General features: G+C 73.1%; 9 protein-coding genes. 3 read left to right on the forward strand and 6 right to left on the reverse strand.

Annotated features, from left to right (window positions below; translation table 11 throughout):
- Positions 1-156: 156 nt before the first annotated feature.
- On the reverse strand, positions 157-2,352 hold the full coding sequence (locus ABT296_RS05125; RefSeq protein WP_351923332.1) for an ATP-dependent DNA helicase UvrD2: 2,196 nt from the start codon (positions 2,350-2,352) through the stop codon (positions 157-159).
- 206 nt (positions 2,353-2,558) lie between these two features.
- Between ABT296_RS05125 and ABT296_RS05130 the strand changes: the two genes are divergently transcribed.
- Complete coding sequence (locus tag ABT296_RS05130; RefSeq protein WP_351923334.1) at positions 2,559-2,801, forward strand: mycoredoxin; 243 nt, start codon at positions 2,559-2,561, stop codon at positions 2,799-2,801.
- Positions 2,802-2,866: 65 nt separating this feature from the next.
- Here the strand turns inward: ABT296_RS05130 and nudC are convergent, their stop codons facing one another.
- The 5 genes from nudC to ABT296_RS05155 form a co-directional block, all read right to left on the reverse strand.
- Positions 2,867-3,811: an NAD(+) diphosphatase gene (gene nudC / locus ABT296_RS05135; protein ID WP_351923336.1), complete on the reverse strand. Its 945-nt coding sequence runs from the start codon at positions 3,809-3,811 to the stop codon at positions 2,867-2,869.
- A 157-nt stretch (positions 3,812-3,968) separates the two neighbouring features.
- The gene (locus ABT296_RS05140) at positions 3,969-5,381 is read right to left on the reverse strand and encodes a dipeptidase (RefSeq protein ID WP_351923338.1); all 1,413 of its coding nucleotides are present in this window, start codon (positions 5,379-5,381) and stop codon (positions 3,969-3,971) included.
- Between the two features lie 10 nt (positions 5,382-5,391).
- Positions 5,392-8,946 carry an ATP-dependent helicase gene (locus ABT296_RS05145; RefSeq protein WP_351923340.1) on the reverse strand — a complete coding sequence of 1,185 codons (3,555 nt, stop codon included), beginning with the start codon at positions 8,944-8,946 and terminating at the stop codon, positions 5,392-5,394.
- A 109-nt stretch (positions 8,947-9,055) separates the two neighbouring features.
- Positions 9,056-12,499 carry an ATP-dependent helicase gene (locus ABT296_RS05150; RefSeq protein ID WP_351923342.1) on the reverse strand — a complete coding sequence of 1,148 codons (3,444 nt, stop codon included), beginning with the start codon at positions 12,497-12,499 and terminating at the stop codon, positions 9,056-9,058.
- 257 nt (positions 12,500-12,756) lie between these two features.
- Entirely contained in the window at positions 12,757-13,143 is a 387-nt protein-coding gene (locus ABT296_RS05155; protein WP_351923344.1) for an MGMT family protein, read from the reverse strand.
- Positions 13,144-13,328: 185 nt separating this feature from the next.
- Here ABT296_RS05155 and ABT296_RS05160 point away from each other — a divergent pair, with 185 nt between their 5' ends.
- Both ABT296_RS05160 and ABT296_RS05165 read left to right on the forward strand, forming a co-directional pair.
- A complete protein-coding gene (locus tag ABT296_RS05160) occupies positions 13,329-16,076 on the forward strand; it encodes a lysylphosphatidylglycerol synthase transmembrane domain-containing protein (protein WP_351923346.1) in 2,748 nt (915 codons plus the stop codon).
- 95 nt (positions 16,077-16,171) lie between these two features.
- Positions 16,172-17,716 (forward strand): alpha/beta hydrolase, encoded by a 1,545-nt coding sequence (locus ABT296_RS05165; protein WP_351923348.1) that lies wholly within the window; start codon positions 16,172-16,174, stop codon positions 17,714-17,716.
- Positions 17,717-17,793: the final 77 nt, after the last annotated feature.

The raw sequence follows: 17,793 nt of genomic DNA on the forward strand, positions 1-17,793 counted from the left end.
CCTCCTCTCGGCGTCTAGGGGGACTGGGATGAACCAGTCCGACGGGTATGCAAGTACAACACGGAATCGGGGCCTCAGGAAGGCCTCCGTTTCCGTGCTTAAGAACCTATGGGGATTGCTGGGGCATGCGCAAACTATTTTTTCGACGAGTTCGCATCAGTCCCGCTCGTCCTCTCCCTGGGGCCGGCGGCCTGCGCAGATGGCCAGGACGTCGGCGCCGTAGCGGTTGAGCTTGCGGCGGCCGACGCCGGGGATCCGCACGAGACCGCCCTCGTCGTCGGGGCTCGACTCGGCGATGGCCATCAGCGTCCTGTCCGTGAAGACGCAGAAGGCGGGCTGGCCACTGCGCTGCGCCTGGTCCGCGCGCCACTCACGGAGCCGTTCGTACAGTCCCTCGTCCATGTCGGAGGGGCAGTCGTCGCAGCGCATCAGTTTCATCTCGCCGGCGTCCGTGAGCGTGCGGCCGCAGACCCGGCAGCGGGCGACGGTGCGCTGGGTGCGGCGCGGGACGACATCGGGTCTGCTGGTGAAGCCGCGCTCGACTCCCCCGGAGCGGCCGGCACCCGTGCGGCCGGCGGTGCCGACGGAGCCGGGCCGCAGGCCGTCGAGGAAGCGGCTGGGGCGGCGGTTGGCGCGGCCGCCCGGGGAGCGGGCCAGGGACCAGGAGACATGGAGGTGTTCCCGGGCGCGGGTGACTCCGACATAGAGGAGGCGGCGCTCCTCCTCGATCTGCTCGTCGGTCTTTGCGTAGGTGATCGGCATCATGCCCTCGGCGACACCGACGAGGAAGACGACGTCCCACTCCAGGCCCTTGGCCGAGTGCAGGGAGGCGAGGGTGACGCCCTGGACGGTGGGGGCGTGCTGGGCGTTCGCCCGCTCGTCGAGCTCGGCGACGAGGTCGCCGAGGGTGGCGCCTGGTCTGGCGGCGGCGAAGTCCTGGGCGAGCCCGACCAGGGCGGCCAGGGACTCCCAGCGTTCGCGGACCGCGCCCGACCCGGCCGGGGGCCGGGAGGTCCAGCCCTCGCCGGAGAGCACGGCGCGGACCTGGGAAGGGAGGTCGACGGCGTCGTCGAGCAGGGAGTCGTTGCCGCCGAAGCGGGCCGCTCCGCGCAGGGCGATCCCGGCCTTGCGCACCTCGGGGCGGTCGAAGAAGCGCTCCGCTCCGCGCAGCTGGTAGGGGATCCCGGCGTCGGCGAGGGCCTGCTCGTAGGTCTCGGACTGGGAGTTCGTACGGAACAGGACGGCGATCTCGCTGGCCGGCACGCCGGAGTCGAGCAGCTCGCGGATCCGGCGGGCGGCGCCCTCGGCCTCGGCGGGCTCGTCGGTGTACTCGGCGTAGCCGGGTTCCGGGCCCGCGCCGCGCTGGGAGATCAGTTCGAGGCGGTGGTCGGCGGCGCGGCCCCGGGCCTGGCCGAGCAGGCCGTTGGCGAGGTGGACGACCTGGGGGGTGGAGCGGTAGTCCCGGACCAGCTTGACGACGGTGGCGCCGGGGTGGCGGGTGCGGAAGTCGAGCAGGTGGTCGGGGGTTGCTCCCGTGAACGAGTAGATCGTCTGGCTGGCGTCGCCGACGACGCACAGGTTGTCGCGCTCCCCGAGCCACAGCTCCAGCAGGCGCTGCTGGAGGGGGCTGACGTCCTGGTACTCGTCGACCACGAAGTGCTGGTACTGGGAGCGGACCTGTTCGGCGATGTCGTGGCGGTCCTGGAGGACCGCCACGGTCAGCAGCAGCACGTCCTCGAAGTCGATGACACCGCGCTCGCGCTTGAGGTCCTCGTAGGCGGAGTACAGCTGGGCGATCTCGGCCGGGTCGCGGGGGGTCTCACGGCCGGCCCTGGCCGCGGCGAGCGCGTAGTCGGCGGGGACGGTCTGGGTGACCTTGGACCACTCGATCTCGCCGGTGGTGTCCCGCAGCTCCCCGCGGTCCAGCCGGATGCGGCAGGCCGCGGCCGCGTCGGCGACCAGTTGGATCTTGCGGTCGACGAGCCGGGGCAGGGAGCCACCGACCGCTTTCGGCCAGAAGTACTGGAGCTGACGCAGGGCCGCGGAGTGGAACGTGCGGGCCTGGACGCCCCCGGCGCCGAGCTGGCGCAGCCGGCCGCGCATCTCTCCGGCGGCGCGGTTGGTGAAGGTGACGGCGAGCACGCTGGACGGCTGGAGGATCCCGGCGCGCACCCCGTAGGCGATGCGGTGGGTGATCGCCCGCGTCTTGCCCGTACCGGCTCCGGCCAGCACGCACACCGGTCCGTGCAGGGCGGTGGCGACCTCGCGCTGCTCGGGGTCGAGCCCGTCGAGCACCGCGTCGGCCGAGTCCGGTACCTGCGGGAACAGGGAGGAGTGCGTTGCTGCTGTCACCCTGCCATGCTGCCAGGTCGCCGGTGACGGGTGAGCCCGTTGTCCACAGGTGAGGGGTTCCGGTCGTACTAATAGGGGCGGTGGTGGGTGGCTGTGCGGCGAGCATCACGTCGGCGGACATACCCCCGGCGGGAATGGTGGCACGGCCGCGTACGTTCCCCTGCTGGACGATCCGGTTCCCGAGCCATCGAAGGAGCGCGCGAGACATGCAGGGCAGTGTGACGATGTACAGCACCACCTGGTGCGGCTACTGCCAGCGGCTGAAGAAGCAGCTGGAACGCGAGGGCATCGCGTACACCGAGATCAACATCGAGCAGGACCCGCAGTCCGCGGCGTTCGTCGAGAAGGCCAATGGCGGAAACCAGACGGTCCCGACCGTGCTCTTCGCGGACGGCTCGACGCTCACCAACCCCTCGCTGGCTCAGGTCAAGCAGAAGATCGGGGTCTGACGGCTCGTAGTCCGGCGCCCCTGAAGGCGGTTCCCAGGTCCTCCCGGGAACCGCCTTCCGCCATGTCAGACGAAGGTCCTGGTCGGCAGTGGCTTGCCGTACCAGAGTTCGATCAGCCGGGCCGCGATCGAGATGCCGTAGGGCGGCAGCACCTCGCCCGACGCGAACGCGGCGCCGAGTTCGTCACGGGAGAACCAGCGGGCCTCGTGGATCTCGTCGCCGTCCACGTCGACCTCGGTGGAGGTGGCCCGGGCCATGAAGCCGAGCATCAGGCTGGACGGGAACGGCCAGGGCTGGCTGGCGACGTACTCGACCCCGCCGACGGTGATGCCGGCCTCCTCGAAGACCTCGCGGCGCACCGTCTGCTCGATGGACTCGCCGGGCTCGACGAAGCCGGCGAGCGTGGAGAAGCGGCCTTCGGGCCAGTGGACCTGTCGGCCCAGCAGGATGCGGTCGTCCTCGTCGGTGACGGCCATGATCACGGCCGGGTCGGTGCGCGGGTAGTGCTCCGCGCCGCAGGCCGGGCAGCGGCGGATGTGGCCGGCCGCTGCGATCACGGTGCGCTCGCCGCAGCGGGAGCAGAAGCGGTGGGTGCGCTGCCAGTTCTCCAGGCCGACGGCGTGCACCATCAGTCCGGCGTCGCGCGGGGACAGCAGCAGGCCCGCCTCGCGCAGTCCGGCCGGGCGGGCGGACTGGTCGATCCGGCCCGGCAGGGCGTCCTTCTGGAGGGCGAAGTAGCGGATGCCGTCCTCGTCGATGCCGAGGAAGTAGCGGTGCGCCTCGGTGAGGGGGGCCTCGAAGGAGGGGGTCATGACGAGTTCGGTGCGGTCGTCCGCGGTCTCGTCGATCAGGACCTGGCCGCCGGAGACCACGAAGCAGCGGGTCGTGGGGTGACTCCACGCCGCCGCGAGCCATGCCTCGTCGAGGCGGTGGTGGGCGGCGCGGTCGATGCCGCTCGGGGCGGTGAGCGAAACGGGGCGGTCGGCGGTGTGGTCGGTCCAGGTGGTCACGGGTGCTTCCAACTCCCCCGATAAAACGGTTGATGTTCGGCGGTTCGGTTCAGCGGGACGTGGGACGGGAGGGGACCGGTCCGGCAGACCACCACGGGGCACGGCGGTCCTACCAGTGTGCCCCGCGCGCGGTGCCGCCCCGGACGGCGTGGGGCGCTCAGGGCGCGCGGAGCCAGCTGTGCGCGAGGTCTCCCCAGAGGTACGCGGTGGCTTCGACGCCCTTGAGGAGCAGATCCAGCTCGACCTTCTCGTTCGGCGCGTGCCAGCCGTCGGAGGGGACCGAGATGCCCAGGAAGAGCACGGGGGCGCCGAGAACCTCCTGGAGGACGGCGGCCGGTCCTGAGCCGCCCTCGCGGGTGAAGCCGACGGGTTTGTCGAAGGCGCGGCCCATGGCGCGGGCCACGGCCTGGAGGGCGGGGTGGTCCAGGGGCGTCAGACACGGGCGGGTGGCCGGGCCGAAGACGACCTCGCAGCGGATTCCGGCGGGCACCTGCTCGGCCGCCCAGGCGCGGACGGCCTTCTCGATGTGCTCGGGCCGCTGGCCCGCGACCATGCGGAAGGAGAGCTTCAGCATGGCATCGGAGGGGACGATCGTCTTGCTGCCGGGGCCCTGGTAGCCGCCGCCGATGCCGTTGACCTCTGCGGTGGGGCGCGCCCAGACGCGCTCCAGGGTGGTGTAGCCGGCCTCACCCCAGGTGGCGTGCGACTTCGCGGTGCGCAGCCAGCTCCGCTCGTCGAAGGGCAGCGAGGCGAAGAGCTCCCGCTCGCGGTCGGTGAGGTCGACGACGCCGTCGTAGAAGCCGGGGATCGCCACGCGTCCGTGCTCGTCGTGCAGGGCCGCGACCAGGCGGCCGGCGGCGGAGGCCGGGTTGGGCACGGCGCCGCCGAAGGAACCCGAGTGGATGTCCTGGTCCGGGCCGTGGAGGTGGATCTCGCACTCGGTGAGGCCGCGCATACCCGTGCACACGGTGGGGGTGTCCTCGGACCACATACCGGTGTCGGAAACGATCACGGCGTCGGCGGCGAGCCGGGCCGCGCGCTCGGCGACCAGGGCGTCGAAGTGCGGCGAGCCGGACTCCTCCTCACCCTCGATCAGCATCTTCAGGTTGACGGCCGGGGTGGTGCGGCCGGTCGAGGCGAGGTGGGCGCGGACGCCAAGTGTGTGGAAGAACACCTGGCCCTTGTCGTCGGCCGCCCCGCGCGCGTAGAGGCGGTTGCCCCGGACGACGGGCTCGAAGGGGTCGCTGTCCCAGCCGTCCTCGCGGGCGGCGGGCTGCACGTCGTGGTGTCCGTAGACGAGGACCGTGGGGGCCTCGGGGTCGTCGGAGGGCCACTCGGCGAAGACCGCGGGGGCACCGGGTGTCGGCCAGATCTCGACGGTCGGGAAGCCGGTCCCGGTGAGTTTCGCGGCGAGCCAGTCGGCACTGCGGCGGACGTCGGGCGCGTGGTCCGGCTGAGCCGACACGGAGGGGATGCGCAGCCAGGCGGCGAGGTCGTCGAGGAAGGCCGCGCGGTGCTGCTCGATGTACGTACGGACGGCGCTGACTGCACTGTCAACGGGCTGGCTCATGGTCACGAGCCTATCGGCCCGCGGGGACATCCTTGCTGGGCGGTTCGTCACACGAGGGCTCCCCGGTCAGCAGCCGCTCCAGGGCGGCGCGGTCCGGGAGGCCCTCGGGACGGACGACCTCGCCGCCGCGCACGTACAGGAAGCCGGCGGTGACCGACTCCAGCGGCACCCCCTGCTGCTCGGCCCAGGCCAGCCGGTACACGGCCAGTTGCAGCGGGTCGGCGTCCCGCCCGCGGTTGGTCTTCCAGTCGACGATCTCGTACGTGGTGTGCGCGCCGTCGTCCGTCCGGTAGACGGCGTCGATGCGGCCCCGGACGACGCGGCCCGCGAGGGTCAGCTGGAAGGGGGCCTCGACCCGGTAGGGCGTGCGCCGGGCGTACTCGGTGCGCTCGAACGCCTCCTTGAGTGCTTCGAGATCCCGTTCGTCGGCGATCTCGGCCTCCCTGCCGGGCAGTTCCTCCGGCTCCAGCATGGGCAGGGTGAGTTCCTCGAACCGCGCCTCGACCCAGGCGTGGAAGCGGGTGCCGCGGCGCGCCGCGGGCTGCGGCGGGCGGGGCATGGGGCGGGCCAGCTCCTGCGCGAGGCCGTCCGGGTCGGCGGCCAGGAGCAGCAGCTGGGAGGCGGTCAGGGAGGCGGGCAGGGGTACCTCGGTCACGCTGTCCCGCGCGCGGAGGAGTTCTCCGGTGAGGGCGTCGAGGTCGCGGTCCCAGGAAGCGACGGTGCGGGCCTCCTCCGGGGTGAGGCGCACGCGGTCGGGGGCGCCGAAAGTGTCGGGGGCGGTCGCCTGGTGCGGGACGAGCGGGCGGCCGCGCCCGGCGGGGCTCGCCTCGGGGGTGTCGGCCCCGAAGGACGCGAAGCGGTCCTCCTCGAATCGGTCCTCCTCGAAAGGGTCCTCCTCGGCGAGGTCGTAGTCGGCCTCGCCGGGGAGATCAGGGAGGTCGGCGAGGTCGGGGATGTCGTAGGGGTCCTCGGCGGCGAGGTCGTAGGCGTCCTCCTCGTCCTCCTCCGGGGGCGTCGGCCAGTCCGGGTCGTGGGGGGCCGCGGGGGGGCCGGCCGGGAAGGAGCCGAGCGCCTCCAGGTGGGCGAGGACCGTGTCGGCGGCGGCCCTGCGCCGGGTCAGCGCCGCCGCGTCCAGGGGCAGGGGCCACAGGTGGTCGGTGTCGGCCGCCGAGAGCGCCGGGTTCTCCTCGTCCTCGGCGGGCTCGTCCGCCCACGCCTCGATCTCGCCGTGGCCGGCCGCGCAGTGCTCGTACAGGGCCTGGAGGAAGTCGGAGGGGCCGCGGGGCCGCTTCTGGCTGGGGCCCCACCAGTGGCCGGAGCCGAGGAGCAGGGAGCGGGGTCGGGTGAAGGTGACGTAGCCGAGGCGGAGTTCCTCGGTGTGCTGGTGCTCCTTCATCGCCTCGTGGAAGGACTTCAGCCCGCGCGAGTCCCAGGACTCGATGTCGGGCAGGGTGTCGGCGTCGCCGCGCAGCGCGTGCGGCAGCACCTTGCCCTGCGCGGTCCACTTCTCGCGGCCCTGCGCGCTCGGGAAGGTGCCGGTGACCAGGCCGGGGACGGCCACCACGTCCCATTCGAGGCCCTTGGACCGGTGCGCGGTGAGCACCTTGACGGTGTTCTCGCCGCCCGGGAGGGCGTTGTCGAGGCCCTTCTCGTACTGGGCGGCGGTGCGCAGGAAGCCGAGGAAGGCCAGCAGGCTCGCCTCGCCGTCGCCGGCCGCGAAGGAGGCGGCGACGTCGAGGAAGTTCGACAGGGTCTCGCGGCGGCGGGCGGCGAGGGCGTGCGGGGACGCCGACAGCTCCACCTCCAGACCGGTGACGGCGAGGACGCGGTGCAGGACGTCCATCAGCGGGTCGGACAGGGAGCGGCGCAGGTCGCGCAGTTCGGTGGCGAGGCGGGCGAACCGCACGCGCGCGTCCGGCGAGAACGGCAGCCTGTCGTCGTCGCCCACGCCGTCCATGGGCGTTTCCAGGAAGGTGTCGAGGGCGTCCGCGAGCGATATCACCTCGGAGGGGTCGACCCCCTCGACCGCCTCGGCGAGCCGCCGGTCGGGGTCGTCGTCGCCGTCCACGCGCGCGTGGGACACCAGGAAACGGGCGCGGCGTCCCAGGAGGGCGAGGTCGCGGGGGCCGATGCGCCAGCGCGGGCCGGTCAGCAGCCGTACCAGGGAGGCGTTGGCGCCGGGGTCCTGGAGCACCTCGCAGACCGCGACCAGGTCGGCGATCTCGGGCAGGTGCAGCAGCCCGGAGAGTCCGACGACCTCGACGGGGACGTCCCGGGCGACGAGCGCGCCCTGGATCTCGGCGAAGTCCGTGGCCGTGCGGCACAGCACGGCGATCTCGCCGGGCGCCTTGCCGGTGTTCACGAGGTGGGCGACGGAGTCGGCGATCCAGTCGATCTCCTCGGCGTGGGTGCGCAGCAGCGCGCAGCGGACCGTGCCGTCGCGTTCGGCGCCCGGGGCCGGGCGGAGGGCCTCCACGCCCGCGTGCATGGCGCGCAGGGGTTCGGCGAGGCCGTTGGCGAGGTCGAGGAGGCGGCCGCCGCTGCGGCGGTTCTCGCTGAGTGCCTGGCGGGTGGCGGGACTGCCGTCGGGGTGTGCGAAGTGCTCGGGGAAGTCGTCCAGGTTGGCGACGGAGGCGCCGCGCCAGCCGTAGATCGCCTGGCAGGGGTCGCCGACGGCGGTGACCGGATGGCCGGTTCCAGCGCCGAACAGGCCCGCCAGCAGGACGCGCTGGGCGACGGAGGTGTCCTGGTACTCGTCGAGGAGGACCACCCGGAACTCCTCGCGCAGGACGCGGCCCACCTCGGGGATGCCGGCGAGCTGTGCCGACAGGGCGATCTGGTCGCCGAAGTCGAGCAGGTCGCGCTCGCGCTTGGCGGCCCGGTAGCGGACCACCAGGTCGGCCAGTTCCCGGCGTGCGGCGGCCGTCTCGGGGACTTTGCGCAGATCGGCGTTGGACAGTTTGGCGCCCTGGAGGGTCAGCAGCAGTTCGGCGTCGTGGGCGCGCAGGGCCTCGGGGCGTACGAGGTGCTCGGCGAGTTCGGCGTCGAGCGCGAGGAGGTCGCCGACCAGGTCGGCGAAGGACCGGGTGAGCGCCGGGTACGGGCCCGGGGCCTCGCGCAGCACGCGGGCGGCCAGTTGGAAGCGGGTGGCGTCGGCGAGCAGCCGGGAGGTGGGTTCGAGGCCGAGGCGCAGTCCGTGATCGGTGAGCAGGCGGCCCGCGAAGGAGTGGTACGTGGAGATCACCGGCTCGCCCGGCGGGTTGTCCGGGTCGATGACGTCGGGGTCGGTGACGCCCGCCTTGACGAGCGCCTTGCGGACGCGCTCGGCGAGTTCGCCGGCGGCCTTGTTGGTGAAGGTCAGGCCGAGGACCTGCTCGGGCGCGACCTGTCCGGTGCCGACCAGCCAGACCACGCGCGCGGCCATCACCGTGGTCTTGCCCGACCCGGCTCCGGCCACGATCACCTGCGGGGCGGGCGGCGCGGTGATGCAGGCCGTCTGCTCCGGGGTGAAGGGGATGCCGAGGAGCTCTTTGAGCTGCTCGGGGTCGGTGATACGTGGTGGCACCTGAGAGAGGCTAGCGGCGCGCACCGACAGTGGCGGACGAATCCGCCGCCGGGCGGGAGGAGTTGCAGGTCAGCACGGGGGGTGCTGTCCGTCACTCCCCCACGGGGCGTCACTCGACGACGTGGCGCCCTTCGGGCCGGGCGCTGCACGAGGCCCGGAAGGAGCAGTGGGTGCACTGCTGTCCGGCGGTCGGGGTGAAGCGCTCGTCGAGGACCTTGCCCGCCGCGGTGGCGAGCAGGTCGCCGACCCACTCCCCTTCGAGGGCCTCCTGGGCCTGCACCTTGGGCAGGGTCTCGCCGCCGTCCCGCCTGGCCGCGCCCTGGCGCAGCTGGACCAGTTCGGCTCCGCCCGGCTCGGGGCGCCGCCCCTCGAACGCCTCGTCGACCGCCCCTTCGCGCACGGCGAGCTGATAGACGGCGAGCTGGGGATGGCGGGCCACCTCGGCCGAGCTCGGTGCCTGCTTGCCGGTCTTGAAGTCGACGACGTACGCGCGGCCCTCGCCGTCCGCCTCGACGCGGTCCATCTGGCCGCGGATGCGGACCTCGTAGTCGCCCGCTTCGAGGGTGACGTCGAAGTCGTGCTCGCTGCTGACCGGCGTACGGCCGGCGCGGTCGGTGACGTGCCACTTCAGGAACCGTTCGAGCGCGACGCGCGCGTTCTCCTTCTCCTGCGCCGACTTCCACGGCGCGTCGAAGGCCAGCGCGTTCCACACCGAGTCCAGGCGCTCCATGAGGACGGCGAGGTCGGCCGGGGTGTGCCCGGAGGCGACCTCGTCGGCGAGGACGTGCACGACGTTGCCGAAGCCCTGGGCGACGGTCGCGGGGGCGTCGGCCTTCACCTCGCGGCCCAGGAACCACTGCAGGGAGCAGGTGTTGGCGAGCTGGTCCAGGGCGCTGCCGGAGAGCACGACGGGCTGGTCGCGGTCGCGCAGCGGCACCTTGCTCTCGGTCGGCTCGAACATGCCCCACCAGCGATCGGGGTGGGCCGAGGGCGCCAGCGGGCGGCCGTCCTCGTCGGCGAGCGCGGCGAGCCTGGCCAGGCGGCGGGCGGCCGCCTCCCGGAGGGCCCCGGACACGCGGGGGTCCACCGTGGTGGCGCGCAACTCGGCGACCAGGGCGGCGACGGACAGCGGGCGGCGCGGGCGTCCCGTGACGTCCTTGGGTTCGACGCCGAGTTCGGTCAGGAAGCGGGAGGGCTGGTCGCCGTCGTCGGCGGGGGCCTTCACGGCGGTCACGACGAGGCGTTCACGCGCGCGCGTGGCGGCCACGTAGAACAGGCGGCGCTCCTCCGCGAGCAGGGCGCCCGGGGTGAGGGGCTCGGCGAGTCCGTCGCGGCCGATCCGGTCGGCCTCCAGCAGGGAGCCGCGGCGGCGCAGGTCCGGCCACAGGCCCTCCTGGACGCCCGCGACGACGACCAGCCGCCATTCGAGGCCCTTGGAGCGGTGCGCGGTCATCAGCCGGACGGCGTCGGGGCGCAGGGCGCGCCGGGTGAGGGTGTCGGCGGCGATGTCCTCGGCCTCGATCTCCTCCAGGAAGTTCAGGGCGCCGCGGCCACCGGTGCGTTCCTCGGAGCGGGCGGCGGTCGCGAACAGCGCGCACACGGCGTCCAGGTCGCGGTCGGCGTTGCGGCCGGCCGCGCCGCCGCGCCGGGCGGACCGTTCCAGGCGCGCGGGCCACGGAGTGCCGTTCCACAGGTCCCACAGCGCCTCCTCGGCCGTACCGCCGCCCGCGAGGCGTTCACGGGCCCTGCGCAGGAGCGCGCCGAGCCGCTGCGCCCCGCGCGCGTACCCGGGGTCGTGGGCGACGAGCCGTTCCGGCTCCGCCAGCGCGCGGGCGAGCAGGACGTCGGAGGGCGGGGGCAGGGCGATCCCGGCCGCCCGTTCCTCGTCGCGCAGGGCGCGCCCGAGGCGGCGCAGGTCGGCGGCGTCCATGCCGGCGAGGGGGGAGGTGAGGAGGGTCAGGGCGGTCTCGGTGCCGAGCCAGCAGGGGGCCGCCGGCGGTTCGTCCGCCGCGTCGGGATCGGGGTCCGCGTCGGCATCGGGGTGGCTGCGGGCATCCGCGTCGGCATCGGGGTGGCTGCGGGCCTCCGCAGTGGCATCGGCATCGCCATCGGCATCCGTATCGCCGTCGGCGTCGGCGCCACCCTCCTCGCTCCCCCGCGCCTCCGCCTCCGCGACTGCGCGCAGGGCCGTCAGCAGGGGTGCCACCGCCGGTTCGTGGCGCAGGGCGAGGTCGTCGCCGTCTATGTCCAGGGGGACGCCGGCGGCCGTGAGGGCGCGGCGGACGGTGGGGATCGTGCGGGAGCCGGCGCGTACGAGCACGGCCATCTCGCGCCACGGGACCCCGTCCTCCAGGTGCGCCCTGCGCAGGATGTCGGCGACGTTGTCCAGCTCCGTGCCGGAGGTCGGGTACGTGTACGCCTCGACGCGGCCCCCGTCCCGGACGGGGGTGAGTTCACGGTGGGCGCGGACCTTGTCGGCGGGCAGGCGGGTCAGCGGCATCCGCTGGGTCAGCAGCCGGGTGGCCGCCAGCAGGTCGCCGCCGGACCGGCGCGCGGTGCGCAGCACCGCGACGGGCGCCGGACGGCCGCCCACGCGCGGGAAGGCCGCCGGGAAGTCCAGGATGCCGTTCACGTCGGCGCCCCGGAACGCGTAGATCGACTGGTCCGGGTCGCCGAAGGCGACCAGGGTGCGGCCGCCGCCGGCCAGCGCGTGCAGCAGGCGCACCTGGGACGGGTCGGTGTCCTGGTACTCGTCGACGAAGACGGCGTCGTACCGCTCGGCGAGTCGCCGGCCGACCTCGGGGCGCCCGGCGAGGAGCACCGCGCGGTGGACGAGTTCGGCGTAGTCGAGGACGCCCTGGAGGTCGAGGACGTCGAGGTACTCGGCGAGGAAGGCGGCGGCGGCCCGCCAGTCGGGGCGGCCGATCCGGCGGGCGAAGGCGTCGAGGGCCTCGGGGCCCAGGCCCAGTTCGCGGCTGCGCGCGAGCACCGCCCGGACCTCGTCGGCGAAACCGCGGGTGGTCAGACAGGCGCGCAGTTCGTCGGGCCAGCGCACATGGGCCAGGCCGAGCCGCTCCAGGTCGGGCTGGCCGGCGAGGAGCCCGCGCACGGCCACGTCCTGCTCGGGACCGGACAGCAGCCGCAGCGGCTCCACGAACAGCTCGCTGTCCTGGTGGGCGCGGACCAGGGCGTAGCAGAAGGAGTGGAAGGTGGTCGCCTGGGGGGCGCGCGCGGCGCCGGTGCGCAGGGCCATGCGGTCGCGCAGTTCGACGGCGGCCCGGCGGCTGAACGTCAGTACGAGGATGCGCGCGGGGTCGCCGCCGCGGGCGATCCGCCGTGCCACGGACTCCACCAGGGTGGTGGTCTTCCCGGTGCCGGGACCGGCGAGCACGAGCAGGGGACCGCGCGCGTGGTCAACCACGGAGCGCTGGGCCGCGTCCAGACGAGGGGGGTCCACCCGGGGCGGCGGGGTACGGACCAGCCGGTAAGCGCCACGGCTCCCCTGCCGCACTGCGGGGTGCGGCAGGCGCCTGGTGGAGGAGGAGGAGCTCACGTGGTTCGCCGGTCCTGGTGGGTGTGCTGGTGGGTCGGCCCCCGCGTGTGGAAGGCGGTGGCGGTGGGATGAGGGGGATGTGCGCAGCCGACGCTACGCCGACGGAGTCGACGGAAGCAGGGCTTCCGATTCATCCCTCGGGGCGCGTGTGCCACATACGTCCCTCGGCTCACGAACGTACGTCATGCCACGGACGTGCCCCGGTTCCCCCGTACGGATCACAGGTCGCACCGGGGCCCGGCGGATGGCCGAAGCTGTCAGGTGTGACCTTCCGCGCGTTCGTCGCCGTCCCATCGCGCCCGTCGCATGTCCAGGCGCGGCAGGTGGCCCTCGGTGGTCCGGCCCGCCTGCTTCAGGGGCGTGCCCTCGGCGCGGTAGTGCCCCAGCGCGCGCAGCTCGTGTCCCGGCAGCAGCGCGCCGTCCGCCCGGACGACCCGCCACCACGGTACGGCGCCGCCGTACAGGGCCATGACCCGGCCGACCTGCCTCGGGCCGCCCTCCTGGAGCCACTCGGCGACGTCCCCGTACGTCATCACCCGCCCCGCAGGGATCAGTTCCGCGACCTCCAGGACGCGCTCGGCATACTCGGGCAGCTCGTCCGCGTACTCCGGGCGGGCGTCCTGCGGAAGGCTCTCCTCGCTCATCCGCCCCATCCTGCACCACCCCACCGACAATGTGACGGGCCCGCGACGATGCGTGGCCCTCGCCCCGGAACGGCGCTTCCGGCAGACTGTGCGCCCCCGCTTGTGCACCCTGACGCCCCCATGTGTCGGTGGAGCATGCCACCATCGTGCGGGCGGTGACCTTTGAACGAGATCAAGAAGAGACGATGAAGCAGCAGGGTGTGCACCCCGAGGATGCGGAGAGCACTTCTGGGGATTCGTCGCGCCCGGACGCCGCCGACGACAGGGAGGGCGGGGAGACGAACGACGCCGACCGGCCCACCGGGCGAGCGCCCGCGCCGGACCCCGCGGAGCCGCACACCGACGAGGTGGAGGGCGACGAACCGCTGCTCCCCGCGCGCGTGCACCGTCCCTCCGACCTCATGCGGCTGCTGGTGGGCGTCCTCGCGGTGGCCGTGCTGCTGGCCGTCGCGGCGTTCGCGCACGGCACCACCTCGGGCCTCGAACAGGACATCAACAAGGGCACCGGACAGGCGCCCGACCTGCTCATCAAGATCGCGGGACTGGCCTCCAGCATCGCGATCCTGCTGGTCCCGGTCGCGTTCGCGATCGAACGGCTGATCAAGCGCGACGGTCTGCGCATCGCCGACGGCGTGCTCGCCGCGGTCCTCGCGCACGGAGTGACACTCGCCACCGATCTCTGGGTCGCCAAGGCCGCCCCCGACTCGATCCAGGAGGCGCTCACCCAGCCCTCCCCGGGCGACCTCAGCGCGCTCACCGACCCGGTGCACGGCTATCTGGCCCCGGTCATCGCGTACATGACCGCCGTGGGCATGTCGCGTCGCCCCCGCTGGCGCGCGGTGCTGTGGATGGTGCTGCTGCTCGACGCCTTCTCCATGCTCGTCACCGGCTACACCACCCCCTTCTCGATCATCCTCACGGTGCTGATCGGCTGGACGGTGGCCTACGGCACGCTCTACGCGGTGGGCTCCCCGAACGTGCGGCCCACCGGCCGCACGCTGGTGGCGGGCCTGCGCACGGTCGGCTTCCGCCCGGTCAGCGCGGCCCGGGACGAGACGACGGACCACGGCGACAGCGGTGACCGGGGCCGGCGCTACTTCGTCACCCTGGAGGACGGCCGGCCGCTGGACGTCACGGTGGTCGACCGCGAACAGCAGGCCCAGGCCTTCTTCTACCGCGTGTGGCGCAACCTGACCCTGCGCGGCATCGCCACCCGCCGCAGCCTCCAGTCGCTGCGCCAGGCCCTCGAACAGGAGGCGCTGCTCGCCTACGCGGCCATCGCCGCCGGCGCCAACGCGCCCAAGCTGATCGCCACCTCCGAGCTGGGCCCCGACGCGGTGATGCTGGTCTACGAGCACACCGGCGGACGCACCCTGGACTCGCTCGACGACGACGAGATCACCGACGAGCTGCTGCACCTCACCTGGCAACAGGTGAGGGCGCTGCAGTCCCGCCGCATCGCGCACCGCAGGCTCGCGGGCGACGCGATCCTGGTGGATCGTTCCGGCAAGGTGATCCTCACCGATCTGCGCGGCGGTGAGATCGCGGCCGGAGAGCTGCTGCTGCGCATGGACGTCGCCCAGTTGGTGACGACCCTCGGACTGCGGGTGGGCGCCGAACGCGCGGTCGCCTCCGCGGTGGCCGTCCTCGGTCCCGACGCGGTCGCCGCCTGTCTGCCCATGCTCCAGCCCATCGCCCTGACGCGCTCCACGCGCGCGACGCTGCGCAGACGGGCCCGGGAGCGGGCCGAACGCGAACGCGAGGCGGTCCTGGAGGCCTCCCGGCAGGCCAAGCTGGCGCGCGCGGAGGCGGCCGCGGAGGACACCGGGCCGGTGGTCCTGGAGAAGAACGGGAAGAAGGCGGTGCGGGCCGAGGCACGCGCCGAGAAGCGGGCGATCGACGAGGCCATCGAGGAAGCGCGCGAGGAGGACCTGCTCACCCAGATCCGGCACGTCGTCCTGCGGATCAGACCGCAGGCGCCCGTCGAGCCGGCCCGGCTGGAACGGGTGCGTCCACGCACGCTGATCAGCTTCATCGCCGGCGCCATCGGCGCGTACTTCCTGCTGACGCAGCTCACCCACATCGAGTTCGGCCCGCTGGTCTCCACCGCGGAGTGGGGCTGGGTCGCCGCGGCCGTGCTGTTCTCCGCGGCCAGCTACTTCGCGGCGGCGATGGCGCTGCTGGGGTTCGTGCCGGAGCGGGTGCCGTTCATGCGGACCGTGGGGGCGCAGGTCGCCGGGTCCTTCGTGAAGATCGTCGCGCCGGCCGCGGTGGGCGGGGTCGCCCTCAACACGCGGTTCCTGCAACGCTCGGGAGTACGGCCGGGACTCGCGGTGGCGAGCGTCGGCGCGTCCCAGCTGTTCGGGCTCGGCTGCCACATCCTGATGCTGCTGGCCTTCGGCTATCTGACGGGCACGGAGAAGACGCCGTCGCTGTCGCCGTCCCGCACGGTCATCGCGGGTCTGCTCACCGTCGCGGTGCTGGTGCTCGTGGTGACCTCGGTGCCGTTCCTGCGGAAGTTCGTCGTCACGCGCGTGCGGTCGCTCTTCGCGGGTGTCGTGCCGCGCATGCTGGACGTGCTCCAGCGGCCCCAGAAGCTGATCACGGGCATCGGCGGCATGCTGCTGCTGACGGCCTGCTTCGTGATGTGCCTGGACGCCTCCATCCGCGCGTTCGGCGACGAGACGACCTCGATCAGCATCGCCAGCGTCGCCGTGGTCTTCCTCGCGGGCAACGCGCTCGGCTCGGCCGCCCCGACACCGGGCGGTGTGGGAGCGGTCGAGGCGACCCTGACGGTCGGTCTGATCGCCGTCGGCCTGCCGAGCGAGGTCGCCGCACCTTCCGTGCTGCTGTTCCGGCTGCTCACCCTGTGGCTGCCCGTCCTGCCCGGCTGGCTGGCGTTCAACCAGCTCACACGCAAGGGCGCGCTCTAGGCTCCCTGGCGGGCGGGACGAAGACGGCAGATTCCTGTTACCTCGGACGGCCCGTGCCCCGAGCGGCGCGTCGCGCCCGACCGCAGGATGGGATCATGCCGAACCCCTCCCGCCTCAGCGCCACCGTCCTGACCGCCACCGCAGTACTGCTGTCCTCGCTGCTGACGGGGTGCGCAGACGACTCCCGGGACGAGGATCTGACGGCGCAGAAGCTCAGCTGGGAGGAGTGCCCGGCCCCTTCACAGGCGGAGGGCGGCGGCGACGCCCCGTCTCCGCTGCCGGACGGCGACGAGTGGCGGTGCGCCACCATGAAGGCCCCCCTGGACTGGGACGACCCCGAGGGGGACACCATCGACCTCGCCCTGATCCGGGCGGAGACCAGCGGCGACAAGAGCCGGCGCATCGGCTCGCTGCTGTTCAACTTCGGCGGCCCCGGCGGCTCGGGCGTCACCACGCTGCCCGCCTTCGGCGAGGACTACGCGAAGCTGCGCACCCGCTACGACCTGGTCAGCTTCGACCCCCGCGGGGTCGGCCGCAGCGCCCCGGTGGAGTGCGAGAACGACCAGCAGCTGGACGCCTACTTCCAGCAGGACGCCACCCCCGACGACGCCGCCGAGCGCGCGGAACTGCTGGAGAACACCACGGACTTCAACGCGGCGTGCGAGAAGAACTCAGAGAAGATGCTGCCCCAGGTCCGCACCACCGACGCCGCCCGCGACATGGACCTGATGCGCCAGGTCCTCGGCGACGACAAGCTGCACTACTTCGGCGTCTCCTACGGCACCGAACTCGGCGGCGTGTACGCACACCTGTTCCCTCAGCGGGTCGGCCGGGCCGTCTTCGACGCCGTCGTCGATCCGACACAGACCCCCGAACAGGGCTCGCTCGGCCAGGCCAGGGGGTTCCAGAGGGCGCTCGACAACTACGCCGAGGACTGCACGTCGAAGATCGAGGACTGCCCCGTCGGCGACACCGCGCAGGACGTGAAGGACCGTATCGCCAAACTGCTGGCCGACCTCGACCGCAAGCCGCTCCCGGGCATCTTCCCGCGCGACCTGACCCAGACCGCCGCGACCAACGGCATCGCCCAGGCCCTGTACTCGAAGGACTTCTGGGAGTACCTCACCCAAGGGCTCGAGCAGGCGTACACCGGCGACGGCAGGATCCTGATGCTGCTGTCCGACTCGATGAACGGCCGCAGCGAGAACGGTGAGTACAGCAACGTCGCCGCCGCCAACGTCTCCATCAACTGCGCCGACGACAAGCCGCGCTACACCGCCGACTACGTGGAGTCGAAGCTGCCCGAGTTCCGGGCCGCCTCCGAGCTGTTCGGCGACTTCCTGGCCTGGTCCATGATCAGCTGCACGGACTGGGCCGTGGCGGGCGCCGCCGACCACCCCGACGTCAGCGCGCCCGGATCGGCGCCGATCCTCGTCGTCGGCAACACCGGCGACCCTGCGACGCCTTACGAGGGCGCCCGGAAGATGGTGCAGGCCCTCGGCGAGGGCGTGGGCGTCGAGCTGACGTACAAGGGGCAGGGGCACGGGGCCTACGACAGCAAGAACCGGTGCGTGCAGAGTGCCGTGGACGGCTACCTGCTGAACGGGAAAGTGCCCGCGGCCGGTACCGTCTGCTCCTGACACCCCGCCACATCCCAGCGAAACCGCAGCTCAGAGGGTTATCCACAGGCTGGAACGCCTGGGTTGCGCTCCGCCTA

It is taken from the genome of Streptomyces sp. NPDC000983, from assembly GCF_040299205.1.
GTDB lineage: Bacteria > Actinomycetota > Actinomycetes > Streptomycetales > Streptomycetaceae > Streptomyces.